This is a genomic window from Streptomyces aurantiacus, from assembly GCF_027107535.1.
Taxonomy (GTDB): domain Bacteria; phylum Actinomycetota; class Actinomycetes; order Streptomycetales; family Streptomycetaceae; genus Streptomyces.
Map to the genome: position 1 here is coordinate 196,719 of NZ_CP114282.1, position 25,334 is coordinate 222,052.

Annotated in this window: 24 protein-coding genes, 2 pseudogenes and 1 riboswitch; of the genes and pseudogenes, 15 read left to right on the plus strand and 11 right to left on the minus strand. The window is 68.6% G+C overall.

Annotated elements, in window-relative coordinates; translation table 11 throughout:
- Positions 1-212 precede the first annotated feature (212 nt).
- From O1Q96_RS00870 to O1Q96_RS00880, 3 genes are read left to right on the plus strand one after another with little or no spacing between them, the layout of a single operon-like run.
- Entirely contained in the window at positions 213-458 is a 246-nt protein-coding gene (locus tag O1Q96_RS00870; RefSeq protein ID WP_269246362.1) for a hypothetical protein, read from the plus strand.
- The gene (locus tag O1Q96_RS00875; protein ID WP_269246363.1) at positions 455-1,030 is read left to right on the plus strand and encodes an RNA polymerase sigma factor; all 576 of its coding nucleotides are present in this window, start codon (positions 455-457) and stop codon (positions 1,028-1,030) included. Before O1Q96_RS00870 ends, O1Q96_RS00875 begins: the two co-directional genes overlap by 4 nt.
- On the plus strand, positions 1,027-2,094 hold the full coding sequence (locus O1Q96_RS00880; RefSeq protein WP_269246364.1) for a hypothetical protein: 1,068 nt from the start codon (positions 1,027-1,029) through the stop codon (positions 2,092-2,094). The genes O1Q96_RS00875 and O1Q96_RS00880 overlap by 4 nt, the downstream gene beginning before the upstream one ends.
- 38 nt (positions 2,095-2,132) lie before the next feature.
- Here the strand turns inward: O1Q96_RS00880 and O1Q96_RS00885 are convergent, their stop codons facing one another.
- Together O1Q96_RS00885 and O1Q96_RS00890 are read right to left on the minus strand one after the other, a co-directional pair.
- Positions 2,133-2,540 (minus strand): DUF6292 family protein, encoded by a 408-nt coding sequence (locus tag O1Q96_RS00885; RefSeq protein WP_269246365.1) that lies wholly within the window; start codon positions 2,538-2,540, stop codon positions 2,133-2,135.
- A gap of 76 nt (positions 2,541-2,616) precedes the next feature.
- The gene (locus tag O1Q96_RS00890) at positions 2,617-3,630 is read right to left on the minus strand and encodes a DNA polymerase Y family protein (RefSeq protein ID WP_269246505.1); all 1,014 of its coding nucleotides are present in this window, start codon (positions 3,628-3,630) and stop codon (positions 2,617-2,619) included.
- Positions 3,631-3,722: 92 nt separating this feature from the next.
- Here O1Q96_RS00890 and O1Q96_RS00895 point away from each other — a divergent pair, with 92 nt between their 5' ends.
- Both O1Q96_RS00895 and O1Q96_RS00900 read left to right on the plus strand, forming a co-directional pair.
- On the plus strand, positions 3,723-4,097 hold the full coding sequence (locus O1Q96_RS00895) for a DUF6233 domain-containing protein (RefSeq protein WP_269246366.1): 375 nt from the start codon (positions 3,723-3,725) through the stop codon (positions 4,095-4,097).
- A 58-nt stretch (positions 4,098-4,155) separates the two neighbouring features.
- A complete protein-coding gene (locus O1Q96_RS00900) occupies positions 4,156-4,368 on the plus strand; it encodes a hypothetical protein (protein WP_269246367.1) in 213 nt (70 codons plus the stop codon).
- Positions 4,369-4,476: 108 nt separating this feature from the next.
- Here the strand turns inward: O1Q96_RS00900 and O1Q96_RS00905 are convergent, their stop codons facing one another.
- Entirely contained in the window at positions 4,477-4,854 is a 378-nt protein-coding gene (locus O1Q96_RS00905; RefSeq protein ID WP_269246368.1) for a hypothetical protein, read from the minus strand.
- 122 nt (positions 4,855-4,976) lie between these two features.
- Positions 4,977-5,063, plus strand: a riboswitch (ZMP/ZTP riboswitch).
- Between the two features lie 21 nt (positions 5,064-5,084).
- On the opposite strand from O1Q96_RS00905, the gene O1Q96_RS00910 reads away from it, so the two are divergent.
- Complete coding sequence (locus O1Q96_RS00910; RefSeq protein ID WP_269246369.1) at positions 5,085-5,951, plus strand: bifunctional 5,10-methylenetetrahydrofolate dehydrogenase/5,10-methenyltetrahydrofolate cyclohydrolase; 867 nt, start codon at positions 5,085-5,087, stop codon at positions 5,949-5,951.
- Between the two features lie 37 nt (positions 5,952-5,988).
- On the opposite strand, the gene O1Q96_RS00915 is transcribed toward O1Q96_RS00910, so the two are convergent.
- The 4 genes from O1Q96_RS00915 to O1Q96_RS00930 are packed head-to-tail and all read right to left on the minus strand — an operon-like array spanning position 5,989 to position 8,321.
- Positions 5,989-6,846 (minus strand): IS5 family transposase, encoded by an 858-nt coding sequence (locus tag O1Q96_RS00915; RefSeq protein ID WP_331276009.1) that lies wholly within the window; start codon positions 6,844-6,846, stop codon positions 5,989-5,991.
- Positions 6,847-6,886: 40 nt separating this feature from the next.
- Entirely contained in the window at positions 6,887-7,300 is a 414-nt protein-coding gene (locus O1Q96_RS00920) for a hypothetical protein (RefSeq protein WP_269246370.1), read from the minus strand.
- Between the two features lie 3 nt (positions 7,301-7,303).
- Positions 7,304-7,951: a DUF6192 family protein gene (locus tag O1Q96_RS00925; protein WP_269246506.1), complete on the minus strand. Its 648-nt coding sequence runs from the start codon at positions 7,949-7,951 to the stop codon at positions 7,304-7,306.
- Positions 7,845-8,321, minus strand: a complete 477-nt coding sequence (locus O1Q96_RS00930) for a hypothetical protein (protein WP_269246371.1) — start codon at positions 8,319-8,321, stop codon at positions 7,845-7,847. The genes O1Q96_RS00925 and O1Q96_RS00930 overlap by 107 nt, the downstream gene beginning before the upstream one ends.
- 1,123 nt (positions 8,322-9,444) lie before the next feature.
- Between O1Q96_RS00930 and O1Q96_RS00935 the strand changes: the two genes are divergently transcribed.
- The 4 genes from O1Q96_RS00935 to O1Q96_RS00950 are packed head-to-tail and all read left to right on the plus strand — an operon-like array spanning position 9,445 to position 14,165.
- On the plus strand, positions 9,445-11,649 hold the full coding sequence (locus O1Q96_RS00935) for a hypothetical protein (RefSeq protein ID WP_269246372.1): 2,205 nt from the start codon (positions 9,445-9,447) through the stop codon (positions 11,647-11,649).
- On the plus strand, positions 11,649-12,794 hold the full coding sequence (locus O1Q96_RS00940) for a hypothetical protein (RefSeq protein WP_269246373.1): 1,146 nt from the start codon (positions 11,649-11,651) through the stop codon (positions 12,792-12,794). Before O1Q96_RS00935 ends, O1Q96_RS00940 begins: the two co-directional genes overlap by 1 nt.
- A 31-nt stretch (positions 12,795-12,825) precedes the next feature.
- Complete coding sequence (locus O1Q96_RS00945) at positions 12,826-13,698, plus strand: hypothetical protein (protein WP_269246374.1); 873 nt, start codon at positions 12,826-12,828, stop codon at positions 13,696-13,698.
- A 47-nt stretch (positions 13,699-13,745) separates the two neighbouring features.
- On the plus strand, positions 13,746-14,165 hold the full coding sequence (locus O1Q96_RS00950) for a hypothetical protein (protein WP_269246375.1): 420 nt from the start codon (positions 13,746-13,748) through the stop codon (positions 14,163-14,165).
- Here O1Q96_RS00950 and O1Q96_RS00955 read toward each other — a convergent pair.
- Together O1Q96_RS00955 and O1Q96_RS00960 are read right to left on the minus strand one after the other, a co-directional pair.
- A pseudogene (locus O1Q96_RS00955) lies at positions 14,162-14,725 on the minus strand (integrase core domain-containing protein); the annotation flags it as partial. The gene O1Q96_RS00950 and the pseudogene O1Q96_RS00955 overlap by 4 nt on opposite strands.
- A gap of 231 nt (positions 14,726-14,956) precedes the next feature.
- The gene (locus tag O1Q96_RS00960; protein WP_269246376.1) at positions 14,957-18,304 is read right to left on the minus strand and encodes an nSTAND1 domain-containing NTPase; all 3,348 of its coding nucleotides are present in this window, start codon (positions 18,302-18,304) and stop codon (positions 14,957-14,959) included.
- A 38-nt stretch (positions 18,305-18,342) separates the two neighbouring features.
- Here O1Q96_RS00960 and O1Q96_RS00965 point away from each other — a divergent pair, with 38 nt between their 5' ends.
- Positions 18,343-18,510 carry a hypothetical protein gene (locus O1Q96_RS00965; RefSeq protein ID WP_269246377.1) on the plus strand — a complete coding sequence of 56 codons (168 nt, stop codon included), beginning with the start codon at positions 18,343-18,345 and terminating at the stop codon, positions 18,508-18,510.
- Between the two features lie 434 nt (positions 18,511-18,944).
- A complete protein-coding gene (locus O1Q96_RS00970; RefSeq protein ID WP_269246378.1) occupies positions 18,945-20,153 on the plus strand; it encodes a GTPase in 1,209 nt (402 codons plus the stop codon).
- 358 nt (positions 20,154-20,511) lie between these two features.
- Here O1Q96_RS00970 and O1Q96_RS00975 read toward each other — a convergent pair.
- Positions 20,512-21,517, minus strand: a pseudogene (locus O1Q96_RS00975) (IS5 family transposase).
- A 97-nt stretch (positions 21,518-21,614) separates the two neighbouring features.
- Between O1Q96_RS00975 and O1Q96_RS00980 the strand changes: the two are divergent.
- Positions 21,615-21,797 carry a hypothetical protein gene (locus O1Q96_RS00980; RefSeq protein WP_269246379.1) on the plus strand — a complete coding sequence of 61 codons (183 nt, stop codon included), beginning with the start codon at positions 21,615-21,617 and terminating at the stop codon, positions 21,795-21,797.
- A 32-nt stretch (positions 21,798-21,829) separates the two neighbouring features.
- Here O1Q96_RS00980 and O1Q96_RS00985 read toward each other — a convergent pair whose 3' ends face one another.
- The gene (locus O1Q96_RS00985) at positions 21,830-22,516 is read right to left on the minus strand and encodes a hypothetical protein (RefSeq protein ID WP_269246380.1); all 687 of its coding nucleotides are present in this window, start codon (positions 22,514-22,516) and stop codon (positions 21,830-21,832) included.
- An 807-nt stretch (positions 22,517-23,323) separates the two neighbouring features.
- Here O1Q96_RS00985 and O1Q96_RS00990 point away from each other — a divergent pair.
- Together O1Q96_RS00990 and O1Q96_RS00995 are read left to right on the plus strand one after the other, a co-directional pair.
- Positions 23,324-23,569: a hypothetical protein gene (locus tag O1Q96_RS00990; protein WP_269246381.1), complete on the plus strand. Its 246-nt coding sequence runs from the start codon at positions 23,324-23,326 to the stop codon at positions 23,567-23,569.
- A 213-nt stretch (positions 23,570-23,782) separates the two neighbouring features.
- Positions 23,783-25,315, plus strand: coding sequence for a pentapeptide repeat-containing protein (locus tag O1Q96_RS00995; RefSeq protein WP_331276010.1), 1,533 nt, complete (start codon positions 23,783-23,785; stop codon positions 25,313-25,315).
- The last annotated feature ends 19 nt before the right edge of the window (positions 25,316-25,334 follow it).

Consider the following 25,334-nt stretch of genomic DNA (forward strand, 5'->3'; position numbering starts at 1 on the left):
TCGGGGTACGACCATGAGACCGACCACGGCCTTGATGCGGCTGCCGCAGCCGACGGGCGAAAGCCCTATGGGGATCGGCCCGCCCGGGAGCGTTCGAAGACCCGCGGTATCAATTGTTCGGCCCACGAGTTCACGATCATGAGCTCCTTGCCCCCTTAACTCTTGCCCGGCCTCAAGGACGGGTCCGTAGTACGAGCAAGGGGGGATCCCTGATGGACCCGACCACGGCCGTCATCGTCTCGATCGTCATCGCCAAGGCCTGCGCGCTGCTGGCGCTCTGGATCCGCCTGCGCTGGCGGGCACGCCGTGAACAGCAGCGGCAGCGATACCTTCTCCAGGTCACCGAGACCGTGGCATCGGACGGCCAGGTGGAGCTCGATGACCGGGACGGCGACGGCCACCGCCTGCACGTGAAGATCACCCGTACTCCGGTTCCAGGGGAGGACCAGGCAGCGTGAGCACCCATGACCCGGCGGACAGTGTCGACCGCCCTGCGGCCGCGCCCGCACCCCCCGGCCCGCCAGGCCAACGCCACCGTGCCCGGCAACAGGCAGACAACGAGTTCTCCGCCTTCTACCGCGAGAACATCCGCCCCCTGACCGGCTTCCTGATCAACCACGGCGCCGCCGTTCACGTGGCCGCAGACATCGCCCAGGAGATCATGACCGATGCCTACCGGAACTGGGACCGCATCACCCATCCGAAGGCCTGGGTCCACAAAGCCGCCTCACGCGCGCTCGTGCGCAAAGTCGCCTCCGTCGAAGAACCCGTCGGCGACGTAGCCGAACCCACCTCCCTGGTGCCCCGCCCCGACGCCATCGCGGAATGGGAGGCCCAGCACGACGCGCTACCCCTGCTACGCAGTCTGCCGATGAAGCAGAGCCAGGTCATGGCCTGGACGCTGGCAGGCTTCACCCCCACCGACATCGCCGACCACCTCGGCCTGCCGGCCGAGAACGTACGCGCCAACCTGAAACTAGCCCGCCGCGCCGCAGCCGCCTACCTCAAGGCACGGGAGGGGGACCAGTGACCCGCCACTTCGGACCCAACGACCACGATCAGGCCGCGCATCACTGGCTCAACCAGCATCAGCACGCCTTGCCCTACGCCCTCGACGACCTCCTCGACACCGAGGCAGGCCTGCGCGAAATCCTCCTCCACTCCCACCACGACGCTGCCACAGACAACCTCGACACCGTCCTCGACACCGAAGCCGGCCTTGCCGCCATCCTCCCCGCCCCTCCAACCCCACCGGCTGACACCCACGACACGCCGCCCCACCACACCGACACAATGGAACTCCTCCGCGCGCTCAGCCCCGCAGACCGCATGACCCTGCGCAACAACCCCGACGTCAAAACTGCCAGCCAAGCCCGCACCCGCGACCTCGACCGCGTCGACCACCGCGACCTCGCCCGCGACCTCGCCCGCGACCTCGCCGACGCCCTCGACCTCGACCTCGACCGAGCACGCGCCCTCGCCCGCGACCACGACCTCGACCACGCCCTCGACCGAGCAAGCGCCCTCGACCTCGCCCTCGACCGCGCCCTCGCCCTCGACTCCGCCCGCGACCGCGCCCGCGCCCGCGACCGCGCCCGCGTTCTCGACCTCGCCCTCGCCGGCGCCCTCGACCGAGCACGCGCCCGCGACCTCGCCCTCGTCCTCGTCCTCGACCGAGCACGCGCCCGCGTCCGCGACCTCGACCGCATCCTCGCCCGCGCCCTCGTCCGCGCCCGCGCCCTCGACCTCGACCGCATGCGCGCCCGCGTCCGCGGCGCCCTCGACCTCATCGTCGAAATTCGTACCGCCGAGGTGGGCCGGGCCATCGGCCTAGCACTCCGCCGGGAACCCCTCGCGCTCGACAAGGATTCGCTGCACGCACTCCTGGACGATTTCACCGCCACAGACCTGAGCAACGCCGACCTGACCGGCATTGACCTCAGCGGTGTCCACTGGTCCGAACACACCACGCAGTGGCCGCCAGCCATCAACGTCGAAGACCTCAAGACCCGCTCGGACGAAACCCCGCCCGGCAGCGGTACCTGGATCGTCCGGTCCGGCACCGCGACCATCCGCGACCTAGCCGAACGCTGAGATTGGAAGCTGGCCACGAAGAGGATGTGACAGCGCTTCTACCGGACCGACTGCCGGAACGCGTCGATCGCGGTGCGCACCTGGTGGGCCTGGTCCCACTCCGCGCCGTACTCGCCGGTGGGCGTACGCCAGGACCGCACCAGGCTCTCCGCGGTGTCCGCTACCGCCTCCGGAGCCGCGAAGACGCGTTGGAGCGGGACCAGAGGACGGCGCGGGAGGGTGCCGTCGCGGATGAGGCGGACCGTGGCGTAGGACCAGCCGGTGTCCTCATCCCAGTGGAACTGGACGCCTCCTGGACCGGCGGTGCGGCTGACGTCCCAGCTCAGCTCCATGGACATGATGTCGCCGTGCGCGCGGCCGGCCCGGTCGATGCAGACCGCGCCGGGCGGGATCCCGCGGCCGGTGAGCGCCTCGTCGACGGCTTGGAGGTAAGGCCAGTGCGGCAAGCTTTGAGCGCAGCCTGGCCAGCCGGGCGGATCGAGCAGCATCCCTCTCACCTCCACCTGCGGGTCGGATGCCGGGTCATGAGACGCGCAGGAACGTGGCGGCCGGGCCGATCACGCCGGGCCCGAACTTCGCGCGGATCCGATCGCTGACCTTCTCAGCGATCAGCCGGTCCTCGCGCGCCTGGTCCAGGCTGATCTGCTGGGCAACCTGGTCGGCGTCGACCAGGTCCTCGCCCTTGAGGACCAGTCCGGTCAAGCGGCCTCGCTGCAGGCCCGCAGCGTCGACGATGCGATACGCCAGGGTGCGCAGGTCGTCGTCGTGCGCCGAGGCCTCCGGCAGGCGACGCGTCTTCTCCCACGAGGCCCCGCCGGCGAACCGCAGTACCAGGGTCAGGCCGCGGGCCACCTGGCCGCGCTGGCGCAGCCGGTGGGCGAGCTGCACGACCAGGTCGAGCAGGGCCGCGCGGACCAGCGCGCCGTCCAGGGTGTGTTGGGCGAGGGTGTGGCGCACGGTCAGGGTGGCGGGCAGGGCGCGCGGGGCGACGGGGCGGGGGTCGATGCCGCGGGCCCGGTCGGCGGCCATCCGTCCGGCGCGGCCGCCGAGCAGGCGCTGCACGGTGGCCGGCGGGACCGCGGCGAGCAGGCCCACGCAGTGCACTCCGAACTCCCGCAGCGCTGCCGCGTGCTTCGGGCCGATGCCGTGCAGGGCTTCGACGGGCAGCGGACCGAGCCAGTCGACGACGTGGTCGGGGTCGATGGCGAGGACGCCGCCGGGGGTGTCGATCTGGCCGGAGGCGGTGGCCGCGACTGTGATCGTTTGCCCGATCCCCACGCGCAAGTCGACACCCAGCCGAGAGAGGGTCCGTATCCGCAGCACCTCTCCCAGCCGCCGGGCATCGGTGCCGTGGTAGCGCAGGGCGCCCTTGAGCTCCACCAGGGCTGCGGACGGTGGCAGCGCCTGAACGACCGGGGAAAACTCCGCGAGCAGTTCCAGGACCTGCCGGAAGACGTCCTCCGGCAGACGGTCGGGGCAGCGCACATGCATCACACTCGACACCCGCTGATCTCCCGACACCGCTTCCGCCGCCATGGCACCCACCTCCACTACACTCACCTTATAGAACTAGTATTCGAACACGCGAGGGATGCAGCCCTCTCAGTCGAAGATCCCCGGGACGGACCATGCTGGACGACCTGCCCCCTGACCTGGGTCGACTCTTCGCGTTGAGGACCTGGCATGCCATGTGGCTGCAGCGCATCGACGACAAGATCGCTGCCCTCCAGCAGCGGGAAGCCGAGCGGGAACGCGGACGGCAGGTCCGGCCTGCGGAGCCGGAGTGGTTCGTCGAACTCGGCATCGGTGACGGACGGCCGCCCACCGAGGTCCACGTGGGCGGCTGCTACGCCGCGGGCAAACGACGGCGTCCCGTCGGCCGGGACGAAGCACGCCGGCTCCTCGCCTCAGGAGTACGGGCCTGCAGCCATTGCCAGCCCGACACCGCCCTGGACATCCTCGACTTACCCACCCGACCGGCCCTCTCCGCTGCGGCGCACTGACCGGCCCCCTCCGGTCACGTTCGCTGCCCTGCCCCTCCCCCAGAACAGGCTGTCCCTGATGACCAGTAGTGCTTTCCCGCCGCCGATCAGCGAGCCGGACCCGTCCACTTTCACCTGTTCCAGCAGCATGGTCGGGCCCTGTTCCGGCTGCCAGCGCAGCACGCACAAGTACGGCAACGGTGGCCTGCCCCTGTGCCACTGGTGCATGGCCACCGCCCGGGAGGGCTGGGGTACCGGCATCCGCTTCAACAACACCCGCACACAGAACTGACCCGCGCAACTGACCTCGAAGTGCGCAAGCGCCCGACCACGGTGGTCGGGTCTGTGGTCGGCGTTAGCCAAACCGGTGGCCGGGGCACCACCACCGGGCCGTCGGTTGTCAACGGGCACGCCGACCGGGGACGGGCGCGGCCTGCAGGAACACCCGAGCCCGCGCCAGGAAAATGCGGCGTCTGCTGTTCAGCTGGGCCCGCACCCTACGGTAGTCGTCCCAGGTTGCTTCGCTGTCGTCGGAGAGCATCTCGGTGAGCCGATCACAGTGGAGGCCAAGTGCCAAAGCCATAGCTACGGCGCCCCCTTCCATGCTGTCCGGTCCCATCAGCTCCACACGCTCCACCGCCGACTCAAGGCCTGCTTGGGCGGTATCGAGATGGTCGACGACGTTGTTGTAGCGGATTGTTTCGGGATCCCCGTCCTCAGCCGGAGGGAGCTGAGCCCAGGACTCCCAGGCTCTGACCATCGTGTCGATCTGGGACACAGCCTGGTCCCACGCCTTGAGGAAGTCGGCGTACGCCTCCAGGCGCTGGCCTCGCAGCCACTGCTCAGTAGGTGTTTTTCAACTTCCCGCTCCTGATCAGCGGAAGAGTGCCACTAGAGTGGTGCGTGGGCCGTGACTGGCGCTGAGGTGGAGCACCACCGGGGAGCGGTCTGACGAATCGGTCGATGCCGTGCGCCTGGGCGAGTGGTCAGCGACGCCTGGAGGCGACCATGTCCCAGACACAGACAGCCCGGCTCATGGACGGCGTTGGCCTTGCCCGGCGCATCGTTGAGGAGACGTCAAGCAAGGCGACAGAGCTTGTGCGACGTGTCGGCGTGACGCCTTGCCTCGCAACGGTGCTGGTAGGTGAGGATCCGGCTTCGGTGACGTACGTCCGGATGAAGCGGGCCCGTTGCGCGAAGGCGGGCATCGAGTCCCGACTTGTCAGCCTGCCGGCCACCACTACAACCGCTGAGCTGGTGGAGACCATCCAGTCCCTCTCGCAGGACGCCGGAGTGCACGGCATCTTGCTTCAGCACCCCGTAGGCCCTCACATCGATGAGCGGGCGGCATTCGAGGCCATCGCGCCGGAGAAGGACGTCGACGGGGTCACGATGAGCTCCTTCGGGGCGATGAGCTTCGGACTGCCTGGATTCGCATCGTGCACCCCGGGCGGGATCATGCGGCTCTTGGACGAGTATGAGGTCGATCTTGCAGGTCAGCACGCCGTTGTCGTGGGTCGCAGTGCGATCCTCGGCAAGCCCGTCGGAATGCTCTTGCTCGCCCGGGACGCCACTGTCACCTACTGCCACTCCCGTACGACCGATCTGGCCGCGATCGTGCACGAAGCGGACGTTGTTGTGGCGGCCGTGGGAAGGCCTCGGCTTATTCGCGGCGAAGACGTCAAACCAGGGGCCGTCGTGATCGATGCCGGATACAACCCCGGCAACGTCGGCGACGTCGACTTCGACACTGCCCGCACTCGTGCCCGCTTGATCACACCGGTCCCCGGCGGGGTCGGACCCATGACCATCGCAGTCCTGCTGGCGCAGACGGTCGACGCGGCATCCATCCAGCTTGGGCTGGCCGGCCGATGAGGAGGTCACCCTTGATCTTGGCGTGGCCGACGAGCGGCTAGCCTGCTGACCTGACCTTTTTGGTCCAGTTGGTGCGGGGCTTCTTGCGGGTGAGCCGCCGGGTCATCGTGGTGATGAGTGCCCAGTTCAGGTGTGCTTCGGAGTGCTGAGGCAGCCGTTCGTAGTCGCGTGCGTTGCGGCGGGCGTTCATGCACCAGCCGATCGTGCGCTCGACTTTCCAACGGCGGGGCAAGACGACGAAGCCCTTGGTGCCCTTGGGCCGGGAGACGATGCGCAGGGTGAGCCAGAGGCGGTCGCGGGCCCAGTCGACGAGGTCGCCGGCGTAGCCGCGGTCGGCCCAGACCTGGGTGATCTGCGGCTGGGTGAGACGCAGGCGCCAGAACACGTCGCGGGCGGCGTCGCGGTCCTGGATGTCGGCGGGCGTCACCGTGATCATCACAGGCAGGCCGAGCGTGTCCACCGTGATATGTCGCTTGCGGCCGTTGATTTTCTTCGCGGCGTCGTAGCCGCGGCTGTTCCGGCCGACGGTGGAGGCGCCCTTGACCGACTGGGAGTCCACGATCAGCGTCACCGGGTAGGGGCAGCGGCCCTTGCCGGTACGGATCCGGCGCCGGAGCTGGTCACGGATGTAGGTGACGACGCCGGCCCGGTTCCACCTCCAGAAAAACCCATAGACCGTCTCCCACGGTGGGAAATCCGCAGGCAGAGCCCGCCACTTCGCGCCGTTGTCGACGATGTAGCGGATGCCGTCGACGATCTCGCGCCGTGGCCACTTCTCCGGGTGTCCGCCGGTCTTGGTCTGGCAGGCCGGGACCGGCAGCAAGGGTTCCAGGAGGGCCCACTCGGCGGCGGAGGTGTCGGACGGGTAGCGGCGGCGACGCGAGGCAGCGGGCATGGCGAGGCTCGGCAGACGAGGTGAGTGGCGGTAGCCGGGGCTATTTGGCGAGCTGGGCGAGGGTGGCGCGGACGCCGGTGAGCTGGGCGGTGGCGAGCTGAGCCCATTCGTCGTCGGGGTAGCGGGCCAGGTGCGGATCGAGCGTGCCCGTGATCACCCGGGTGAGCCGGCCGAGGATCTGCCGGAACTGCCGCTTGTCGTACTCGATCCAGTCCGCGGGGTCGTCGGAGAACATGAACCCGTCCCGACGCGTCCAGGTGATCGGCGTCAGGTTCTCCGCGGCGACGACGTCGCGGACGTGCCGGATGCCGCGGCCGACCTGCGAGCGGGTGAGGCGGGTGGCGGCCATGAGCTGGTAGGTGTCCAGGCCCGCGGGGCGTGCTTCCATCAGGGCGACGCGGACCAGGTCGCCGTAGTGCTCGGCCAGCGGCCGAGCCTCCCGGCGTCGCGGCATGGCCTACTCGCCCTTGAGCAGCTGGACCAGCTGCTCGTCCAGGGTGAACTCGCCGTTGTCGAGGGCTCCTTCGAGCCAGTCCGCCGCCGCGCGGACCCGGCCGATCTGCCGGCGCACGGTCTCGCGTTCGTCCTCGGTGAACTCCTGCCCGCGCATCTGCGGGACCAGGCGGCCCAGGGTGGCCACGAAGCCGTGGCAGGAGCCGACCAGGTCGAGGTATTCGATGGTGTGCTCGATCGCGCGGACGGCAGGCGTGCGTTCCCGGATCCGGTCACGGGTCTCGTTGGAGTTGTCGAACTGGGCGCGGTTGACGAGCATCCGGGTGGTGTCGTCCCGCATCGTCTTCCGGGCGACGGCCGGGCGGCGCAGCAGACCGGTAGTGACCTCCTGCGCGACGGTGTCGTCCCTGGTCAGCTCCGTGACGACCCGGACCTTTTCGGCCGGGGTGACGTGCTCGGTGACCGCCGGCCGCTTCAGCAGGTCGGTGGCTACTTGGGCGGCGACCTCGTCGTCCCGGGTCAGGTCGGCCACGGCCTGGACCTTCTCATCCACCGTGACCGGCCGGTCGACGCGCTGGCCGACGACTCGTTTCGCGCCGTCCGGCGTCCACTGCCGAGCCCCGGTGCGCGGGTTGAACGGCGCGTCCTCGATCGCCGCCCACCGCTCGTCCTCGTCCACGACCGAGGCGAGGATGCGGTGAACGGTGAACGGTGAACGACACACCATCCTTGCGGTGCCCCTCGGGCCAGCGGTTGGCGGTGTATCGCCAGTCCTCCACCGTCCGGCGTTCGACGCCGATGTCGTCGGCGAACATCTGCAACGACTCAGTGACGGTGAACAGATCGTCCGTGCCGTTCGGCATCGACCCGCCCACCGCCCTCATCGGCTCGATCTCCAACGCCATGTCACCCAGGGAGAATTGAGAGCGGGCGATCTGCGCGATCAGTTCCTTGGCCTGGGTGACGAGCTGTTCGTAACGCTGCCGGGTGACGTTCCCGATCCGGTCGGTCACGTCGGTCATGATGACCACCGCCCTCGCCCGGGTCCGGCCCGGCCACCACGACGTGACCGGTCAAAGGGGCGCCGGCCCCGGTCACTGTCCACCGTGACGCGCGCGCGACACGCCGGGGCAGGGCGTGAACCAGGGGCGCTCGAAGCGCTCGGGAGTCGGTCCCAACTTCCCTGCAAATCAAGGGGTGTTCGAGGTGTTCGCGAGGCGTTCGGCTATGGCGTTTCCGTAACGTTGTTCCGCGACGCCCGCCTCTGGCGGCAGGCCCGCACCCGGCAACGGTCCGAGCAGTACACCGCAGCCCTCGACCGCTCCACCCCCACCGTCCACGACCGACCGCAGACCGGGCACTCCGCATGCTCCCCGCGCTGCATCGCAGCCACCCGCTGGCGAGTCTGCTGAAGCCTCCTCCACCGCCGTGACCTGCACCGACCCGAGCAGAACACCGCCTCCGCCGCCATCGTCTGCGGCAGCGGATCACCACACTCCCGGCAGTACCGCCGAGCCGTCCCGCCAGCCCCCACAACTCAGATCATCCATCCGTACCCACCTCACGGCCAGGGATCAAAAACACCTACTGACCGGCCCGACACAACCTCGACCACACGCGAGCCGATCCCTGCACAAGCCAGGTCCATGACCAGGCACAACACGCCTGACCAGCCAAAACACACCCCGGACCATTAGACGCAGAAGCCACCCACAACACCCCGACCAGTCCCACTACAACCCGCACAACCCCAGGTCAGAACCGCCTACCGCCACCAGGCCCCGTTCTCAGCCAACACCCAACCCCGCAGCTCACACCCCGCCCAACGCACCAACTGCCCCCCGGATCGACAAAATGTCACCCGGGAAGGGTAGTGCTCACTCGTGCGTCATATCTGGCATCTTCCTCCGGGGAGGACCACACGCTGGCTGACGTGAGGGCACGGCCCCACGCGCCCGTGCGGGATTCCCCGAACCCCGGACGGCGTACGGCCCCACCCACTACGTTGCCTGCCATATCGGGAGTGGTTTCCCGAACCGGTCCGGAGGGGTAGGGAACCGGCACTGCATGCTGGGGGGGGATATGTCAGACATATCCAGGGCAATCGACGCCCTGTTAGAAGCACGCCTGCGTCAGCTTCCGGCGGTGGAGCGTGAGAGCGCCCGCTGGAAGACGCTGGGCGAGCGGCTGGACGAGCTGGACACGGCCCTCGCCGACCTCCGCGTCCACACCGCCGTCGATCCGGACCTCGCCGCCTCTCTGACCATCCCTCAGCTGCCCGAGATCCACGCCGGTGCGGCCGAGGTCGCCGACTCCTTCCGGACGGTCGCCGCGCGCTTCACCCGGCCCACCGTCAACCTGGGGGTGAGCGGGGCTGCCCGAATGGGCAAGAGCACCCTGCTCCAATCGGTTTCCGGCCTGGACGACCAGCAGATCCCGACCGGTCACGGCATCCCGGTCACCGCCGTACGCAGCCGGATCTTCCATTCGCCCACGGTTCGCCGGGCCGAGCTGGAGATGCACAGCCCGGAGAGCTTCCTCGCCGAGGTGATCGGCCCGCTGCACACCGCCCTCGGGCTCGCCGCGCCGCCGCGTTCCCTGACAGAGTTCGCCGCCTGGAAGTACCCGAAGGCGGACGAGGAGACCCGCAAGCGCCTGCTGCTCACCCGGTTGCGGGACCTTCAGAGCGCACTGCCCTCGTACAAGCACCTGCTGACCGGCGGGGTGAAGTCCGTACCGCTGGAGGAGATCCGCCCCTACGTCGCCTATCCGACCAGCGAGGAGATCAAGGCCGCAGGAACGGACGGAGTTCCGCGCACCTACGCCGCCGTCCGCGAGGCGCGGATCGAGTGTCCCTTCCCGCACGAGCACGTGGCCCGCATCGGCATCGTGGACCTGCCGGGCCTGGGCGAGGTCACCGCCGACGCCGAGCAGCGCCATGTGGACGGGCTGCGCAACGAGGTCGACGCGGTCCTGGTGGTCAAGCGCTCCTCCGACACCTCCGCGTTCTTCGACGAGACCGACACCTCCGGGATGTCCCTGCTCGACCGGGTACGCGGCTATGTGCGCAGCATCGGGGAGTTCACCTACGTCGTGCACAACATCGACCCGGACAAGCCGCATCTCGCCGAGGACCTCCGGGGGGATCTGCTGCGCAACCTTAACGGCGGGGAGGCCGACCGCTTCATCACCGTCTTCGAGACCGACGTACGTGATCCGGGCCGGGTCGGCCGTGAGGTGCTCACGCCCCTGCTGACCAAGTTGGCCGACGGGCTGCCGGTGATGGACGCCGAGGTGCTCTCCGGCACCCGCGGCCGCGCCGCCGCGGTACGGGACCGGATAGGGCTGCACCTCACCGACGTACGGCGGGTGCTGGAGCAGGTGGCGCGGCGCGCGGGAGTGCCGGAGGAGGTCAACGACGCCAAGGCCGAGCAACTGCGCAGTGGGGTCGCCAAGCGGCTGCGGGTGCTGGTCGCCGAGCTCGCGGCGGAGGCGAACCATCCCGCCGACCCGGGCTTCGTCCAGGCGGTCGAGTCCGCCTACCAGGGCATACTGGACTGGATCGACGACGGTTTCGGGCGCGGCGCAGAGGGCTGGCAGGAACTGGCGCTCTCTCGGATGATCACCGAAGGGCATCCGGCGGACTTCGCCGGACCCGAGTTCAACCGGATCCGGGTCGAAATCAGCCGCCGTTTCGCGGCACTCGACGACTTCTTCACCGAGCGGCTCACCGACGCGTGGGACCGGGCGGCGGCGGCCGTGGCGGCCGAGTGCGGCGCGCTGTTCGCCGAACCCGCCGACGGCGAGACTCCCTCCGGCCGGATCTTGCTGAGCCGCCTCGCGGAACTGTTCGAGGAATCCCCGCAACCCTGCCCGGGCCTGGCCGCAGCGGTCCACGACCTCCTCGACGTACGCCTGGAGTACCGCACCCTCCTCCACCCCCGGGTCCGTCCCGACCTCGCCCCGCTGAACCTCCAGGTCACTCACCCCGACACCGGAGAGGAGATGCAACAGGTGGCGGTGCCGCTGACGGAGGAGGGCGCCAAGGAGCTGTACGGCATCTTCAACGGCCTCGCCGAGCAGGCGGCGTTCCGCATCCAAAAGTCGCTGCTGCGGGAGGCGGCCATCCCGACGGCCGTGGTGCACGCGCTCCTCGAGCAGTTCGAGGACACCCTGATCCGGTCCGGCACCTCGGCGCAGGAGTTCCGCCGCTTCGTCCGCAGCTACCGCAACGACCTGTGGCCGGAGGAGTTCCGCGGCATCGACGAGGCCAACAGCCGCTTCGCGCGGGTGGTCAGGGTGGTCAACGAAATCGCCGTCGTCACGGAGCGGGAAGGGGAGGCGCTGTGATGAACGCCCAAGGCCCGGTTTTCGAGTACAAGATCGGCCTGCTGGCGCCGAGCCAGGCGGGCAAGAGCACCTTGATCGCCGGCCTGCTGACGGAGGGGCAGCGGCTGCTGAACCGGGAGACTGCGGTGCAGCTGACCGCTGCCGACCGGCCCACCCGCAACCGGATCGCCACCACCGACAACCTGGTCAGCGGGGCGCTCAAAGCCCGGCTGTTCCAACCGAAGCTGATGCCGAGCACGAGCGACCCGTCGTGGTTCCGGCTGCTGCTGGAACCCCGGGGCCGGGACTTGCCCATCAGATTCGACATCCTCGACTATCCCGGCGGCTGGCTGGAGAACGGCGGCGAGAGTTCCGAGCACGAGCACAAGTGGAACGAGTGCGAAGCGTTCCTGGCCGACAGCTCGGTGCTCATCGTGCCGATCGACTCGGTGCTCCTCATGGAGGCCGGCGCCGAACACGCCCCCCTGCTGACATCCCAGCTCAGGGTGTTCCAGATCAAACAGGTTGTGCTGCGCTGGGCCAAGAACCGCCGAGAGCGGACCGGCGAGCCCGCGATGGTGATCTTTTGTCCGGTCAAGTGCGAGACGTATCTGCCGGACAGTGGCAGTCTCCAGGACCAGTCCGCGGAGCTGAGGCACCAGGTCGTCGACCAGTTCAGCGAGGTACTGGAGACCATCCGGGAGGCCGCCCCGCATGCCTCGATCCGCTATCTGCCGATCGACACCTACGGGTGCGTGGAGCTGGTCTCGGCTCGCTGGACGCCACACGCCGACGCCCCGGGCGGGGTCATCCTGGTCCCCAAGTACCGGGTCCGGCCGCCCGGCACCATCGTCAGAAAGGGCCTGGACGACCTGATCAGCCTGCTCTGTCGCCAGTTGGTCGACAGCGCGCGCATGCAGAGCGAGCAGACCACCGCCCAGCGCCAGGCAACCGCCCGGCACTCCAGGGAGTATGCCGACCTGCGCGAAGGCTTCTTTCGCGACCTGTGGCTCATGGTCAACGGGGAGCGCAGCCGTCGCGAGCGCGTCGCCGACGACCACCGAGAGCGCTACCGGGAAGCACAGAAGACCACCAAGTCCCTCTTCGACGTGCTGGCGGCCTTGGCCGAGCGGCAGAACGGCCCCCGCCTGCACCACCTGAGCTGACCCGGCCCGCTGAAGGTAAGGGACCCTCCTCGTGCGAATGCACCTCCGTACTCGCGGCACACCACGCGGACTTGACTACGGATTCATCAATTCCGCACCCGACACCCGATGGTGGGACGCATACAGCGACTGGATCGCCACCGAGCGGCCCTGCCTGCTCGCTGTCGCCGAGGACGGCCAGGAGCACTGGCGGGTGCTGCTCAGCGGCATCCCGTCAGCCCGCACCGACTCCGGGGGCAGGCTCATCTACTACACCCTCGTCCTGGAGGGGGCGTACGACACCCCGGAGGAAAACGAGGGGGTCGTCCTGAGCCTGGCCTCCCACATGCTGGCTGATCTCGCGGTGGACAAACAGGGCCGTGGGGAGCTGTCCGGCCTCCTCGACGGGCTGTGCCCGGCCGAAAAGGTGGACCCACTGCTCGCCGCCCCCGCTGAACACACCGCGGCCCGCGTGGCACTGACTGGCCAGCTGTTCACGGCGATCACCGCCCTGGAGCCCGTACGGTACGAGGCCACCGCCGGGCACACCGGGAACGCCGACCGGTGGATCGCCGGACGGGCGGCCCCTGGGGCCGCGGCGGCTTTCCTCACCCGGCTGTCAGCCCTGCTCTGCGGCACGGAACGGGGACAGACGCATCTGCTCAACCTGGTGTCCGAGGCGGAGGACGTGGTCGACCTGTTCCCGGGACGACTCGCAGTCCTGGTTGAGGGAGGCCAGCTCGGCGATCCGGCCATGCCCTTCGAAACGCTGCCGACGCTGGGGCCACCGCGGCCTCTCGTTGCTGCTGCCCTTGCGGGACCCCACCCAAAAGCCTGGTGGCGGACTCCGATCGCCCGGGCGTCGGTGGCTGCCTTGCTCCTGCTGCTGGCCGGGGTCCTCTGGATCTCGGGGGTGATTTCCTGACCCCCGGCAAGGCACGCGTTCTTCGGAAGATCCCGGTCGGCGTCAGCGTGCCGCTACCCGACCACGAACTCGACTTCGAGAGTACGCCGGGATTCGAGGAGAGCTGGCTGAAGGAAAACCAACTCCTGGAGTTTCGCTGCGAGTTCCGGCCGACCGGGCAGCGAGTCCGGGCGCGGCTGCGAACAAGGCTTGCCGTCGCTTGGCGGGACGCCCTCCGGATCCCTCGCCTGGGTGAGGTCCTCCCTCCAAAGTTCAAGCTGATCACAGTGGAGAACCTGGACTTTGTGGTGGCACTGGACGGGAAGAGGGTTTTCGACGTTGTCGAAGCTCGCCCGGAACAGGACGGTCACTCACTCGTCGTCCCGGTCCGCTTCGGCGGCAGCCTCCGAATCTCGAACATTGTCTACAACATGAACAAGTCCGTGGAGCGTATGACCGACCTTCGCTCTGGCCAGGCACACGGCTAGATGTGCTGTTTGAGCAGGTTGGTGACGCGGTGCTGGCTGGGGTGTGGCCGATGATGCCGGTGTGGGGGTCGGTGGGAGTTGCACCAGTCCAACCAGTTGGGAAAACGCGGCCTGACGTTCGGCATCTGAGGCGTAGGGCCGCGCTGGTAGACCCATCCGTCGAGCAGGGTGCGGTGGAAGCGTTCCACCTGCCGTTCGTCTGCAGCCGCCAGGGCCGAGCCCAGCGCGGACTGAAGCCCAGTCGGCAGGTGTCGCGCCAGGTGTTCTTGGTGTAGGCCCAGGCGTTGCCGGTCAGGACGCGCTCGATGGTGACGTCTTGCAGGCCGTGACGGCGCAGGATGCGGTGAGCGGCGGAGGCGGCGATGCCGCATCGGGCGGCCAGCCGCACCGGTCCCATGCGGTGCTCCCGGCGCAGGCCCACGACCTGCTCCTCGATGACGGCCGGGGCACGACCAGGCTGGTGGTGCGGGCGGCTGGAGCGGTCCTGCATCCCGCCGGCTCCCGACTTGCCGGTAGCGGTCTGCCCAGCGGGCCGCGGTGGTATGGCTGACCTGGAAGCGTGCCGTCCTTGGCCCCCGGCAGAAGCGGGTATGCAGGGTGGCCCACGAGCCGTAGCGTTCCGGCCCCGGAACTGCCACACGATCCCGTTCAAGATCCTGAGGTCATCCGACCAGCTACGTCCTCAACTCGACCGGGTCAGTAACGGAAGGATGAACTCCCGCTCAGCATCGGACAGTTCATGGACACCACTCATCCATAATGCGTAACTCGGCATCATTTGACGACACTGACTAGGGTGTTGGCGCCGCAGGCAGCAGCAGACTTCGGCGTTCCTCCGCGGTCAGCTCCCGGAACACACGGGACCGAGCCTGTGCCACCAAGGCGTCGACATCCGTCGCCGTCTCCCAGGTGCGGACCGTCCCGTCCCGCGACCCGGTGGCGACCCAGGTGCCGTCCGGATGCCAGGCGAGGGCGTTGACCTGGTCGTCGTGGACTCCCAGGACCATCCGTTCACGACCTTCGTCCGGATCCCAGAGGCGTACGGTGCCGTCCCAGGACACGGTGGCGACCTGGCGGCCGTCCGGGGACCAGCCGACGCCTTGCACACGGTCCACGTGGCCGCGCAGCACGCACAGTTCCGCGCCGCTCCCGGTGTCCCAGACGCGGGCCGTGCCGTCGCCCGAACCGGAGGCGACCCGGCGGCCGTTTGGTGACCAGGCGGCGCACCGCACGCGGTCGCCGTGCCCCCGGAACTCCGCCACGACCACCTGCTCCTCCACGTCCCACACGCAGAGGCCGTTGCCGGTCGACGAGGTCGCGAGGAAGCGGCCGTCGCGGGACCACGCGCCGCCGCCGGTCCAGTACGACTCCTCGGCGCGCAGCACCGCCGACTCGTCACCCGTTTCGGCGTCCTGGACCCACGTGGTGCCGTTCCGGACGGTCACGGCGACCCGCGTACCGTCCGGGGCCCAGGAGATGCCCGTGACCCGGTCGTCATGGGCGAGAACGGTGAGGGGCGCGGTGCCGGGGGTGGCCGCGTTCCAGACGGCGACCTGAGGGCTCCGTGCCGCGCTGACCAGGCGCGTGCCGTCGGGTGACAGGGCGACGGTGACCAACTGCCCCGACCAGGAGAACTCCACCGGCGCGCTCCCCTCACCGAGGCCCCACACCCACGCGCTGCCCTGTTCCGTGCCGGCCGCGCACCGCGAACCGTCCTCGGACCACGTGACGCTCGTGACCCCGCTCCCGCACCACGCCAGCGACGCGCTGGTCCGGCCGCACATCCCCGCGGCGTCCCAGAGCACCGCGGTGCGGTCCCTGGACACGGACGCGACGTGGTGCCCGTGCCAGGCGAGGGCGTTGACGGTGTCCGTGTGGCGGCCCAGGACGGACTCCTGGCGCGTGGCCACCTCCCACACCCGCACCGTGCGGTCGGCGCCCACCCCTAGGCGGCGGCTGTCCGGCGACCACGCCGCGCAGGTCGGTTTCTCCCGCGCGGGGAAGCTCTGGCGTGCCTCCCCCTCGTACTGGGCGTCCATGGCCCACACCTGTACGTCCTGGCCGTCCAGGAGCAGGGCGCGGAAGCGGCGGTCGGGAGACAGCACGGCTTGCCGGGGCGGAAGCCCGGCCTCCGGGAAGGCGTTTCGGCGGGTGTACGTCGCGCCGTCCCAGGAGTGGGTCGTACCCCGTGCGTCCGTGCTGCGGAGCACCTCGTCCTCCGGCCGCCACTCGAGTCCCTCGACCGGCTCGTCGTGCCCGGCCGGCTCCGCGAGCACGGCCCGCGTCGCCACGTCCCAGACCGTGACCCGGCCGTCCTGTGCCCCGCCGGCGACTCTGTGGCCTTCCGGCGACCAGGCGAGGCACCGTATCCGTACGCCGTCACGCGTGAGGACGACCGGCTCGCGGACGGTGTCGGGATGCCCGTCGCGCACGTCCACGACGCGCACCGTCCCGTCGACCGACGCCGTGGCCACACGGGCGCCGTCCCGGGACCAGGCCACCGCGGTCACGCCCTGGTCGTGCCCGCGCAGGACCGCGCACTTCCGGGACGCGTTGAGCCCCGCGTGCAGCGCCTGCTGGACCAGGGACGTCGGGGCGCATTCCGCCACCGCCGCCAGCGCCGCGAGGAGAGCCAGCTCCGGGTCGTGCGCGACGTCCTGGAGGGCCCGCCGCGCCACAGCGTCGGCTACGCGCACCAGGGCGGCGCGGTCGCGTCGTAGCGAGGCGTCGAGGAACTCCACGACCAGCGGCACTCCCCCAAACACCCCGGGCGCCCGGTCCGCCCACACGCGGGCCGACGCGAGCCGCTCCCCCTCGAAGAGATAAGCCTCCGCCCGCCCCGCGCGCACCCAGTCCCGCGCCGCCCGCTCCACCTCCGTGCGGCGCCGCAGCGCCTCCGCGTCCGCCTCCACCGCCTCGCGCAGGGGCCGCCACCGGCGGAACAGCGCCTCGTGCGCCACATCGAGCACCCCGCCGTCCCCGGTGAGCAGCCGCCCGGCAACGAAGGCGTCCGCGACGGCACACTCCCGGTCCGTCAGGTCGGCCCGGCGGACCCGGCGCCGTGTCGGCTCCCCGTGGTCCAGGCTCACGAACTTCAGCAGGACGTCCATCACCGGGGCATTGGGGTCGGCAGCCCGTAGACCCGCGCTGATCCGGTCCGCCTGTTCGGACAGCGCGCCCTCCACGCCGCCCAGCGTGAGGTAGTCGCCTTCCGTGACCTGGCCTCGCCCGCGGGCCCGCAGGTAGAGGGCCTGAAGCAGGTAGGCGAGGAGCGGCAGCGCGTCACCGCCACCCGTGTCGTCGACCATGCGGGCTACCAGGGCGGGCGGGAAGGTCAGACCGGCCTTCGCCCCGGGCTTCTCGATGACGTCGACGAGAGCGGCGCGACCGAGCACGCCGATGAGCAGCGGTTCGCGCACCAGATCCGTACGACCGGCTTCCAGGAGGTCGGTCAGGAAGTCCGAGCGCAGGGTGGCCACCACCCAGAGGCGAGTGTCGGCCGCCAGGGCCTCCTCCACCCGCGTGAGGAACGCCTCCCCCTCGCCCGTCAGGAACGGCAGTTCCTCCAACTGGTCGACGACCAGCAGCAACCGGCCGCCCGAGCGGTCCCGGGACACGTCCTCAAGGGCTGTGGCCAGAGCGCCCAGCGGGTCCGTCCCCGGTGTGAGGAAGGCCGCGACGCGCCACTTCTGCCGGCGCGCGCCGAGCGCGGGGACAAGTCCGGCCCGCACCAGGGACGACTTGCCGCTGCCGGAGGGACCGATCACGGTCACGAAGCGGTGCGCGGTGGCGCCGAGGGGGTGCAGTCGTGCCACCAGCTCCCGTACCTCGCGGTCTCGGCCGAAGAACACCCCCGCGTCCGCTTCGGTGAACGCCTCCAGGCCCGGATACGGGGGCTGCGATGGGTCCCAGGCGGGCCGCGGGGCCACCGGCCGGTTCAGGCGGTACAGCGCCAACTGCCCCGCAACGAGCAGCAGCACCGCTCCGCCGAGCAGGGGCAGCGACCAGTCCTGGAGTACGCGTAGCGGCCACGGTACGCCGTCCGTGCGACTGGTCACGTAGTTGGCGGTCAGCCCCAGCAGGACACCCACCAAGACGGTCAGCACGTCGACGCACAGTCTCAGACGGCGGTGGTCCACGCCAACACCCTAAATGTGACGTCAAACGATGCTGAGTCATGACCGCGCACCATGTGGATTACCCCGCGCCGCAGAGCAACGTCACGTTGAAGGTGCTGGGCCAGGATGAGCTGGCGATGCCCCTCAACGTCCTGGATTTCAGTCATGGCATCGGCATTGATAGCTGCACGCGCAGCGAGGTACAGCAAAGGATTGCCGACAGCTGACCGGAAGCACCGGTGATGCGCACCTTCATGCATCAGGGTAAGGACGTGACCAGGCATCCCGGTGCAACTGGGCCCCACCCACGGGCGCGGATCCTCATCCTCTGGCCGGGTTATACCTGTGGTGTTGGTGAGCAAATCCGTTACGCCCCAGCGATCGCCACTGCAATGCCGATCTTCAGGCAGGACGTCAACCATGCCACCCCCTGATCCGGCGCCTGGCTAGAGACTGCCATTAGGGCTCGCCTCCCCGCGCGGGGGGTGCAGGGCCTTTCCCTTCCAGATGGAGTGTGCGGCGCGCACGGGGCGCGCATTTCTGCTCGCGCGCCGGTGACAGTCGGTCGTGCGGCTTGTATTTTTCAGGCCACATCGTGCCGCGACCTGAGACTCAAGCGCAGAGTGGGAGAGCTTCTATGGCTAATGAGGAAATCCGCTCCTTGGATGATGCCCTCACGACGCTCCTTTCGATCATCGAGACCCTCCCGGAACCTGTGCGTGCCAGGACGCAGAAGGAGATCGAGCAACTCCTGGGCATGCTTCGTGACCGGCGCAGCCCCCGAGTGATGCTGCTGGGCAGGCGAGGGGCTGGAAAGTCAGGTCTGACCAATGCGATATTCGGGGCTCGCGTCCGGGGCCTGGGAGCCGTGCGTACCCAGACAGGGCGAGCAGAGTGGGAGGTATGTAACTTCGCGGGACGGGAGATGGAGATCCTGGACACCCGGGGTGTCCAGGAGGCATCCCAGCCGGCCGAATACGACTCCGAGCGATCGGCCGAAGGATCCCTGATCTCCGCAGTGCGTGAACGATGCCCTGACGTCATCCTTTTCCTCGTGAAGGCCAAGGAGGTGGATGCGGCGATCACGGGTGACCTGGCCGCCCTGGAGCGCGTGCACAGGGAAGCATTTCAGGTGCACGGGACAGAGGTAAAGATCGTTCCGGTACTCAGTCAGTGCGACGAACTCGACCCCAGTTACCTCAAGTCTCCACCGTACGATTCCAAGAAATTGACCTACGTCCGGGAGGCGTCCGCTGTTTTCGCGGAACATCTTGCCGAAAACTCCTACCTGGCCCGGTTCATTGCCTGTGATGTCGTCCCCACCTCCGCGCTCGCCGACTTTGACGAGAAGAAGCGGATCCTCCCCGAGCGGGACTATCGCTGGAACATCGAATTACTCGCTCTGAGGATGCAGGAAGTTCTTCCCGATGTGACGCAGCTCGCATTCGTCAGGGCCGCGCAATTTCGCAAAATTCAGAAAAGGGTCGCCCGGAAAATCGTAGTCGTAACGGCCGCCATCTGCCTAGGCGTCGGGGCGCAGCCGATACCCCTCGCGGACATGCCCTTCATCACCTCGCTACAGGTATTCATGGTAATGATCATTTCCTACATCTCCGGGCGTCCGGTCACAGTTGAACTCGCGCGCGAGCTCAGTGTCGGGCTTGGATTGAACGTTGGCGCAGGAGTGGTATTCCGGGAGCTCGCAAGAGCGCTGCTCAAACTCATACCCGGCCCGGGAAATTTTGCTTCTGGAGCAATGGCGGCTGCCGGCACGAAAGCCATTGGGGAAGCCGCGATCATCTACTTTATCGACAGGAAGGGCATGGAAGCTGCACGGCGCCGCTTCGAGGAGGAGGGCCTAGCGCAATAGCCGTTCATCTCGTTTCTGATCAGTAACCTTGTGGATAGCGGTGACCCGGGCACTCCTTCGTGATGGCGGACGACGATTTACAGAAGGACAGTGGGTATGCGGACGCCGGTGAGCTGCTCGGCGTGCCGCTGCAGCGGCTTCGGGGTGGCCGCCGCGGTGTACCACTTGTAGAAGCTGAGCGACGGCGACGAGTTCACCGATGCAGCCGGCCGGGGTGGTGAGGATGTGGGTGAACTCCTTGCGGATCCGCTCGGCGGTGGAGGGGGAGGGAGCTGTAGGCGTGCAGGAGGCCGACGCCGAAGCCAACCGGCATGTTGCCCCCCAGTCGAGGATCACTAGGGCCTGTGTGATGTCGTGATCAATCAGTCGCCTTCAGCAGGTCGTTGATCCAGATCATGGAGGCGCGGAGGTGGAGGCCGGCGAGGTAGCTCTCGGGTGTCTTGTCGTATCGAGTCGCGATGCCCCGCCAGGCCTTCAGCTTGTTGATCAGGCGCTCGACGCTGTTCCGTTCCTTGTAGAGATCGGCGTCGTGGCGTGTGGGCCGGCCGCCGCGACTGCCCTTCTTCTTCCGGTTGGCGGCCTGATCCTTCTTCTCGGGGATGACTGCCTTGATGTTGCGTTTGCGCAGGTAAGAACGGTTGGCGCGCGATGAGTAGGCCTTGTCCGCGGCGACAGCGTCAGGCCGGGTCCGGGGACGACCGACCGGCAGACGGATCCGCACCTTCTGCAGCACGGGGACGAACTGCGGGCTGTCGGCTGCCTGTCCCGCAGTCAGGACGAACGACAACGGACGGCACCGGCGGTCTGCGGCGAGATGAACCTTGCTCGTCAGCCCGCCACGGGACCTGCCGAGCAGGGCTTGCTTCAAGCGGAGCTTGCGCCGCCGCCTGATGTGCCGCCGCTCTTCCCGCTCGGGGTCGTGACCTCCGTCCTGTCCGTTCTGTTCTGGCGGGGGCCGCCCCCTTTTGCCGGGCCCGCTCCTGCTCGGCGGCGGCTTCCTCGAGGGCGTCCATGACCTCCTTGCCGATGCACATCCCAGCGGCGTCGTGGTGGGCGCGGGCGGTCGTGGAGTCCACGCTGAACAGGGACAAGTCCGTCTGCCCCTGGCGGGCGGCCTCGGCGATCACGCCTTCCAGCAGCGCGGTGAAGACGCCGGCGTCCCTCCATACCCGGAAGCGGCCGTAGACCGTCGGCCACGGGCCGAACTCGCCTGGCATCTCCCGCCACTGGCTGCTGGTGCGGAACCGCCAGATCACCCCTTCGAACTGCTCCCGCAGCCGCTCGGGGTACGGGCCGTACTCGCCTATCGGCAGGAACGGCTCGATCAACTTCCATTGCTTGTCGGTGAGTTGCCTGCGCGTCACGATCGTCTTTCTACCGGATCCGCCTTCCAGGCGGATCCGGATCGACAAGATTGATCACGACGTCACACAGGCCCTAGAGGCGTTGTCCGGACAGCTCATGAAGCGCGGCCTGCCCACCATCGCCGCCCGCAACACGGCCTTGTTCGGCATGGCCGGTGAACTCCCGCCGATCATCATCAGCGACCTCTTCGGCGTCCACCGGAACACCGCGACCCAGTGGGCGGCGCTGGCTCAGGACAGCTGGGCCGGCTACCTCGCGGCCCTCAGAATCACCGAATAACGCACGGTCAAAGTTGTTTTAGGGTTGGTCGGTTAGCTCGGAGCGTGGTCCTGCGCGTTGCCGTCAGCACGGGGCTTCCTGCTGGGGTGTTTGGCGCGGTGGGGTCCGGCGGCGGTGCGGGTGTCGGCGTAGGTCCAGATGTCGGCACGGCGGTACCAGCGCCGTAGGCGGCCACTGGGGAGTTGCTCCTCTTCGGCAGGCTGAGGCCAGCCGCGCGGCATGCGCTTGGGGTAGTGGGTGATGCTGACGGGTGTGACGCCGAGGACGCGGGCGGCCTCTGCCAGGGTCAGCAGGTCATCGGGGTTCCCGCTGCGGTCGACGTGGATCTCGCGTCGCTGGGTGCGCTTCTTGTAGTCGGCGTACCAGGCCTCCCACTGGTCGTGGTCCCAGTACATGACGCGGTCCAGTGTCTTCACGGGTGTGGGATGTTCGTTTTCTTCCCTTAGTGCCCACAGGCGCTCGAGGGTGCTGCGGGCAAGACCGTGGCGTTCTTCAAGGTCAGCGCGTGTGACCAGGCCTGCCGTGTTCTGCCGCTCCTGGTACCAGTGGTCCCATTCGGCCGCGTCCCAGACGCGCTCACGACCTGTTGTGCCAGCCGCTTCCGGGTGGTCGGTCCACCGGCGGTTGCGATACCACTCTTCCAATGCGGAGAGCGCCATGCCGTACTTGGTCATCAGGTCACGGCGGGTGTAGACCTCGCGGCCGTCAAGTGTTGTCACGGTGGTCCTTTCCGATCTGCCAGGTGAAGGGGCCGAGACGGCGCACCAGCGTCGCCAGGTAGAGCCTGGCCGTTGCCTAGGATGTCGGTATCGCTTTCTGGAATGGGCTTGTTGATTGTGCCCTCGGGCCAGGAGGCGTAGGGCGGCTGGCGGGCTGCCAGCGTTTTTCCCGCCAGCCGCCAGCACAGTTCGTGTCCCAGATGACTGAGCAGCCAGGGAAACCCCTTTCGTTTTCCTTAATTGTGTCATCTGCATCGGAGGATGTACCCCAGGCAGCTGGCCCCCCCCCCCCCCCCCCGAAGGGGGCGTCCGCAACAACGCCTCTTCACCTGTTTGTAGGGGTGCTTGTCGTAGCCCGTGGCCACGGGCGGGAGTGACCGAATAGCGCAGGGTCAGAACACCGCCTCTTCACCAGTACGGAACCCCCGAGCCCGGCCGCCAGGTCGCTGCCGGAGTCGCGCTCCTGGCCTGGGCGGCCCTGTCCGGCCTGGCGCTGCGCGGTCTGCGTCTTCGGCCGGCCGCCGTCCACGTCGACGTGCACAACGAGGCGCCGCCCACTCCCGACGTGGAGGTCCGCGCGGAGATCCAGATGCCACGGACCGAGACGCCCCCGCACATGCCCTACTTCCCGTTCGTGCCGCCGTCGCCGAACTGACGTCTGTCTGTCCGCCCTTCGGGCCCGGCCACCGGGTCCGGGGGCGGTACAGGGGGCCGGAACAGCCAACGCGCCGCTGCTACCCCCGCCGCTTGGCGTGCCGGTCCCGAGCACGGCCAGCATCCCCAACCCCAGCACAGAAAGGACCCGTCGTGCTGCTGACCCTTTTCATCGCGATCATCATCGTCGGCACCCTCTTCGTCCTGACCGGCCGCCTCCGCACGACCCAAAGCGACAAGGCCAACATCGCCGCGATGGAGGAAGCCGACGCCACATTCAACGCCAACCTGGATCGTGAGCGCACCGCCGGCATCACCTACGAGACCACCGAGTACCGGCGCCTGAGCCATGCCGCGAACGAGGCAACTGCTGTCGGACCGCACCCAAGATCTCAGTAGCGCACCAGAGCTTTCAGTCCCCTGCCCCCTGTCACCTGGTCCTGCAACTGCTCCACGGCACCGGTACGTCCCTCAGGCATGACTACTGCTGCACCCGAACCACCGTCCAGCACGCAGCCGTACTGGCCGCACTGCGGCCACGGCGCGACCCTGGCCGATCCGGTCGGCTGCCACGGCATCCGCGTCGGTGACCGCACCGCCTGCCTGGCTCACTTGGAAGAAGTCGACCGCGCCGCCTACCTCGCGGCGTTGCCCCCCGGCGCCGACATCGACCACCGCGGCACCCCCTTTACCACTGAGCTGCTGGACCAGCTACTAACCGCCCTACGCGAGCCCTCCACCGGTCAGGCCCACATCGGCGTCGCCATGTTCGCCTGGGCCTCATTCTCGGGCGACGCCCAGTTTGACAAGGTGTCCTTCTCCGGGGACGCCTGGTTCGCGCAGGTGTCCTTCTCCGGGGACGCCCTTTTCAGCGGGGCGTCCTTCTCCAGCGACGCCTGGTTCATTGGCGCGTCCTTTTCCGCCGACGCCTGGTTCGGAAATGTGTCCTTCTCCGGCGACACCCAGTTCGCCTGGGTGTCCTTCTCCGGCAACGCCCATTTCCATGGGGCACGGTTTGAACTGGCACCACGCTTTGGGCCGCTGGTGTGCGGTAAGCGAGTGGCATTGGACGCTGCGGTGTTCCAGCAGCCGGTGACGATGAAGATTGCCGCCCGCCAGGTGAGCTGTGCGCGCACCCGGTGGGCATCGGCCGCCACGTTGCACCTGCGCTACGCCGAATTGGACCTGCAAGACGCCGTCTGCGAGTACCCAGTGATGGTTTCCGCCCGCCCCACCCCTTTCCCCATACACGACGAGGCTGGTTCCTGGTCACCGGAGTCAGAGTTGTCCGATCTTGAGGCCGAGGTGGGCGTGACGTCGGTGGGCGGGGTGGATGCCGCGCACTTGGCGCTGCACGACATCGACCTGAGCAGGTGCCGGTTCGCTGGCGCCGTCCACCTCGACCAGCTGAAGGTCGACGGCTGGTGCACCTTCGCCACCACCCCCACCAACTGGAGCCGACGTTTCCCCTGGCGATGGAGCCGGCGCAACACCTTGATCGAGGAACACCATTGGCGCGTCCGCACCGCCCGCCACCCCGGCCGGGCCACCGCCCGTGGCTGGACGAGCCAGCCACGGGACGCCCCGGAGCTGAAGCCGGCGGCGGTGGCATCGCTGTACCGGCAGCTGCGCAAGTCCCTGGAGGACGGCAAGAACGAGCCGGACGCCGCCGACTTCTACTACGGCGAGTGCGAGATGCGCCGCCATGACACCGGCCGACCCTGGGGGGAGCGGGCGCTGTTGAGCGCTTACTGGGCCCTGTCCGGGTACGGGCTGCGCGCCACCCGTGCCCTGGCCTGGCTGGTGGCGGCCATGGCCGCCACCATTGCGGTGATGATGCTGTGGGGCCTGCCCACCGACGACCCGAAACCGACCACCACCGGCCGCCAGGTCACTGCCGGGCAGAAGATGGTCCTCACCACTGATACTCCCGACCCGGTCAATCCCACCGGCCCGCTGATCGAACGCGTCACCACCGAACGATGGGAGAAGAGTCTGCGGGTGGTGATCAATTCGGTGGTCTTCCGCTCTTCCGGCCAGGACCTCACCACCACCGGTACCTACACCGAGATGATCTCCCGGTTGGCCGAACCCGTCCTCCTGGGACTGGCCGTCCTCGCCGTCCGCAGCCGCGTCAAACGCTGACCCGTCCCTCACACGGCAG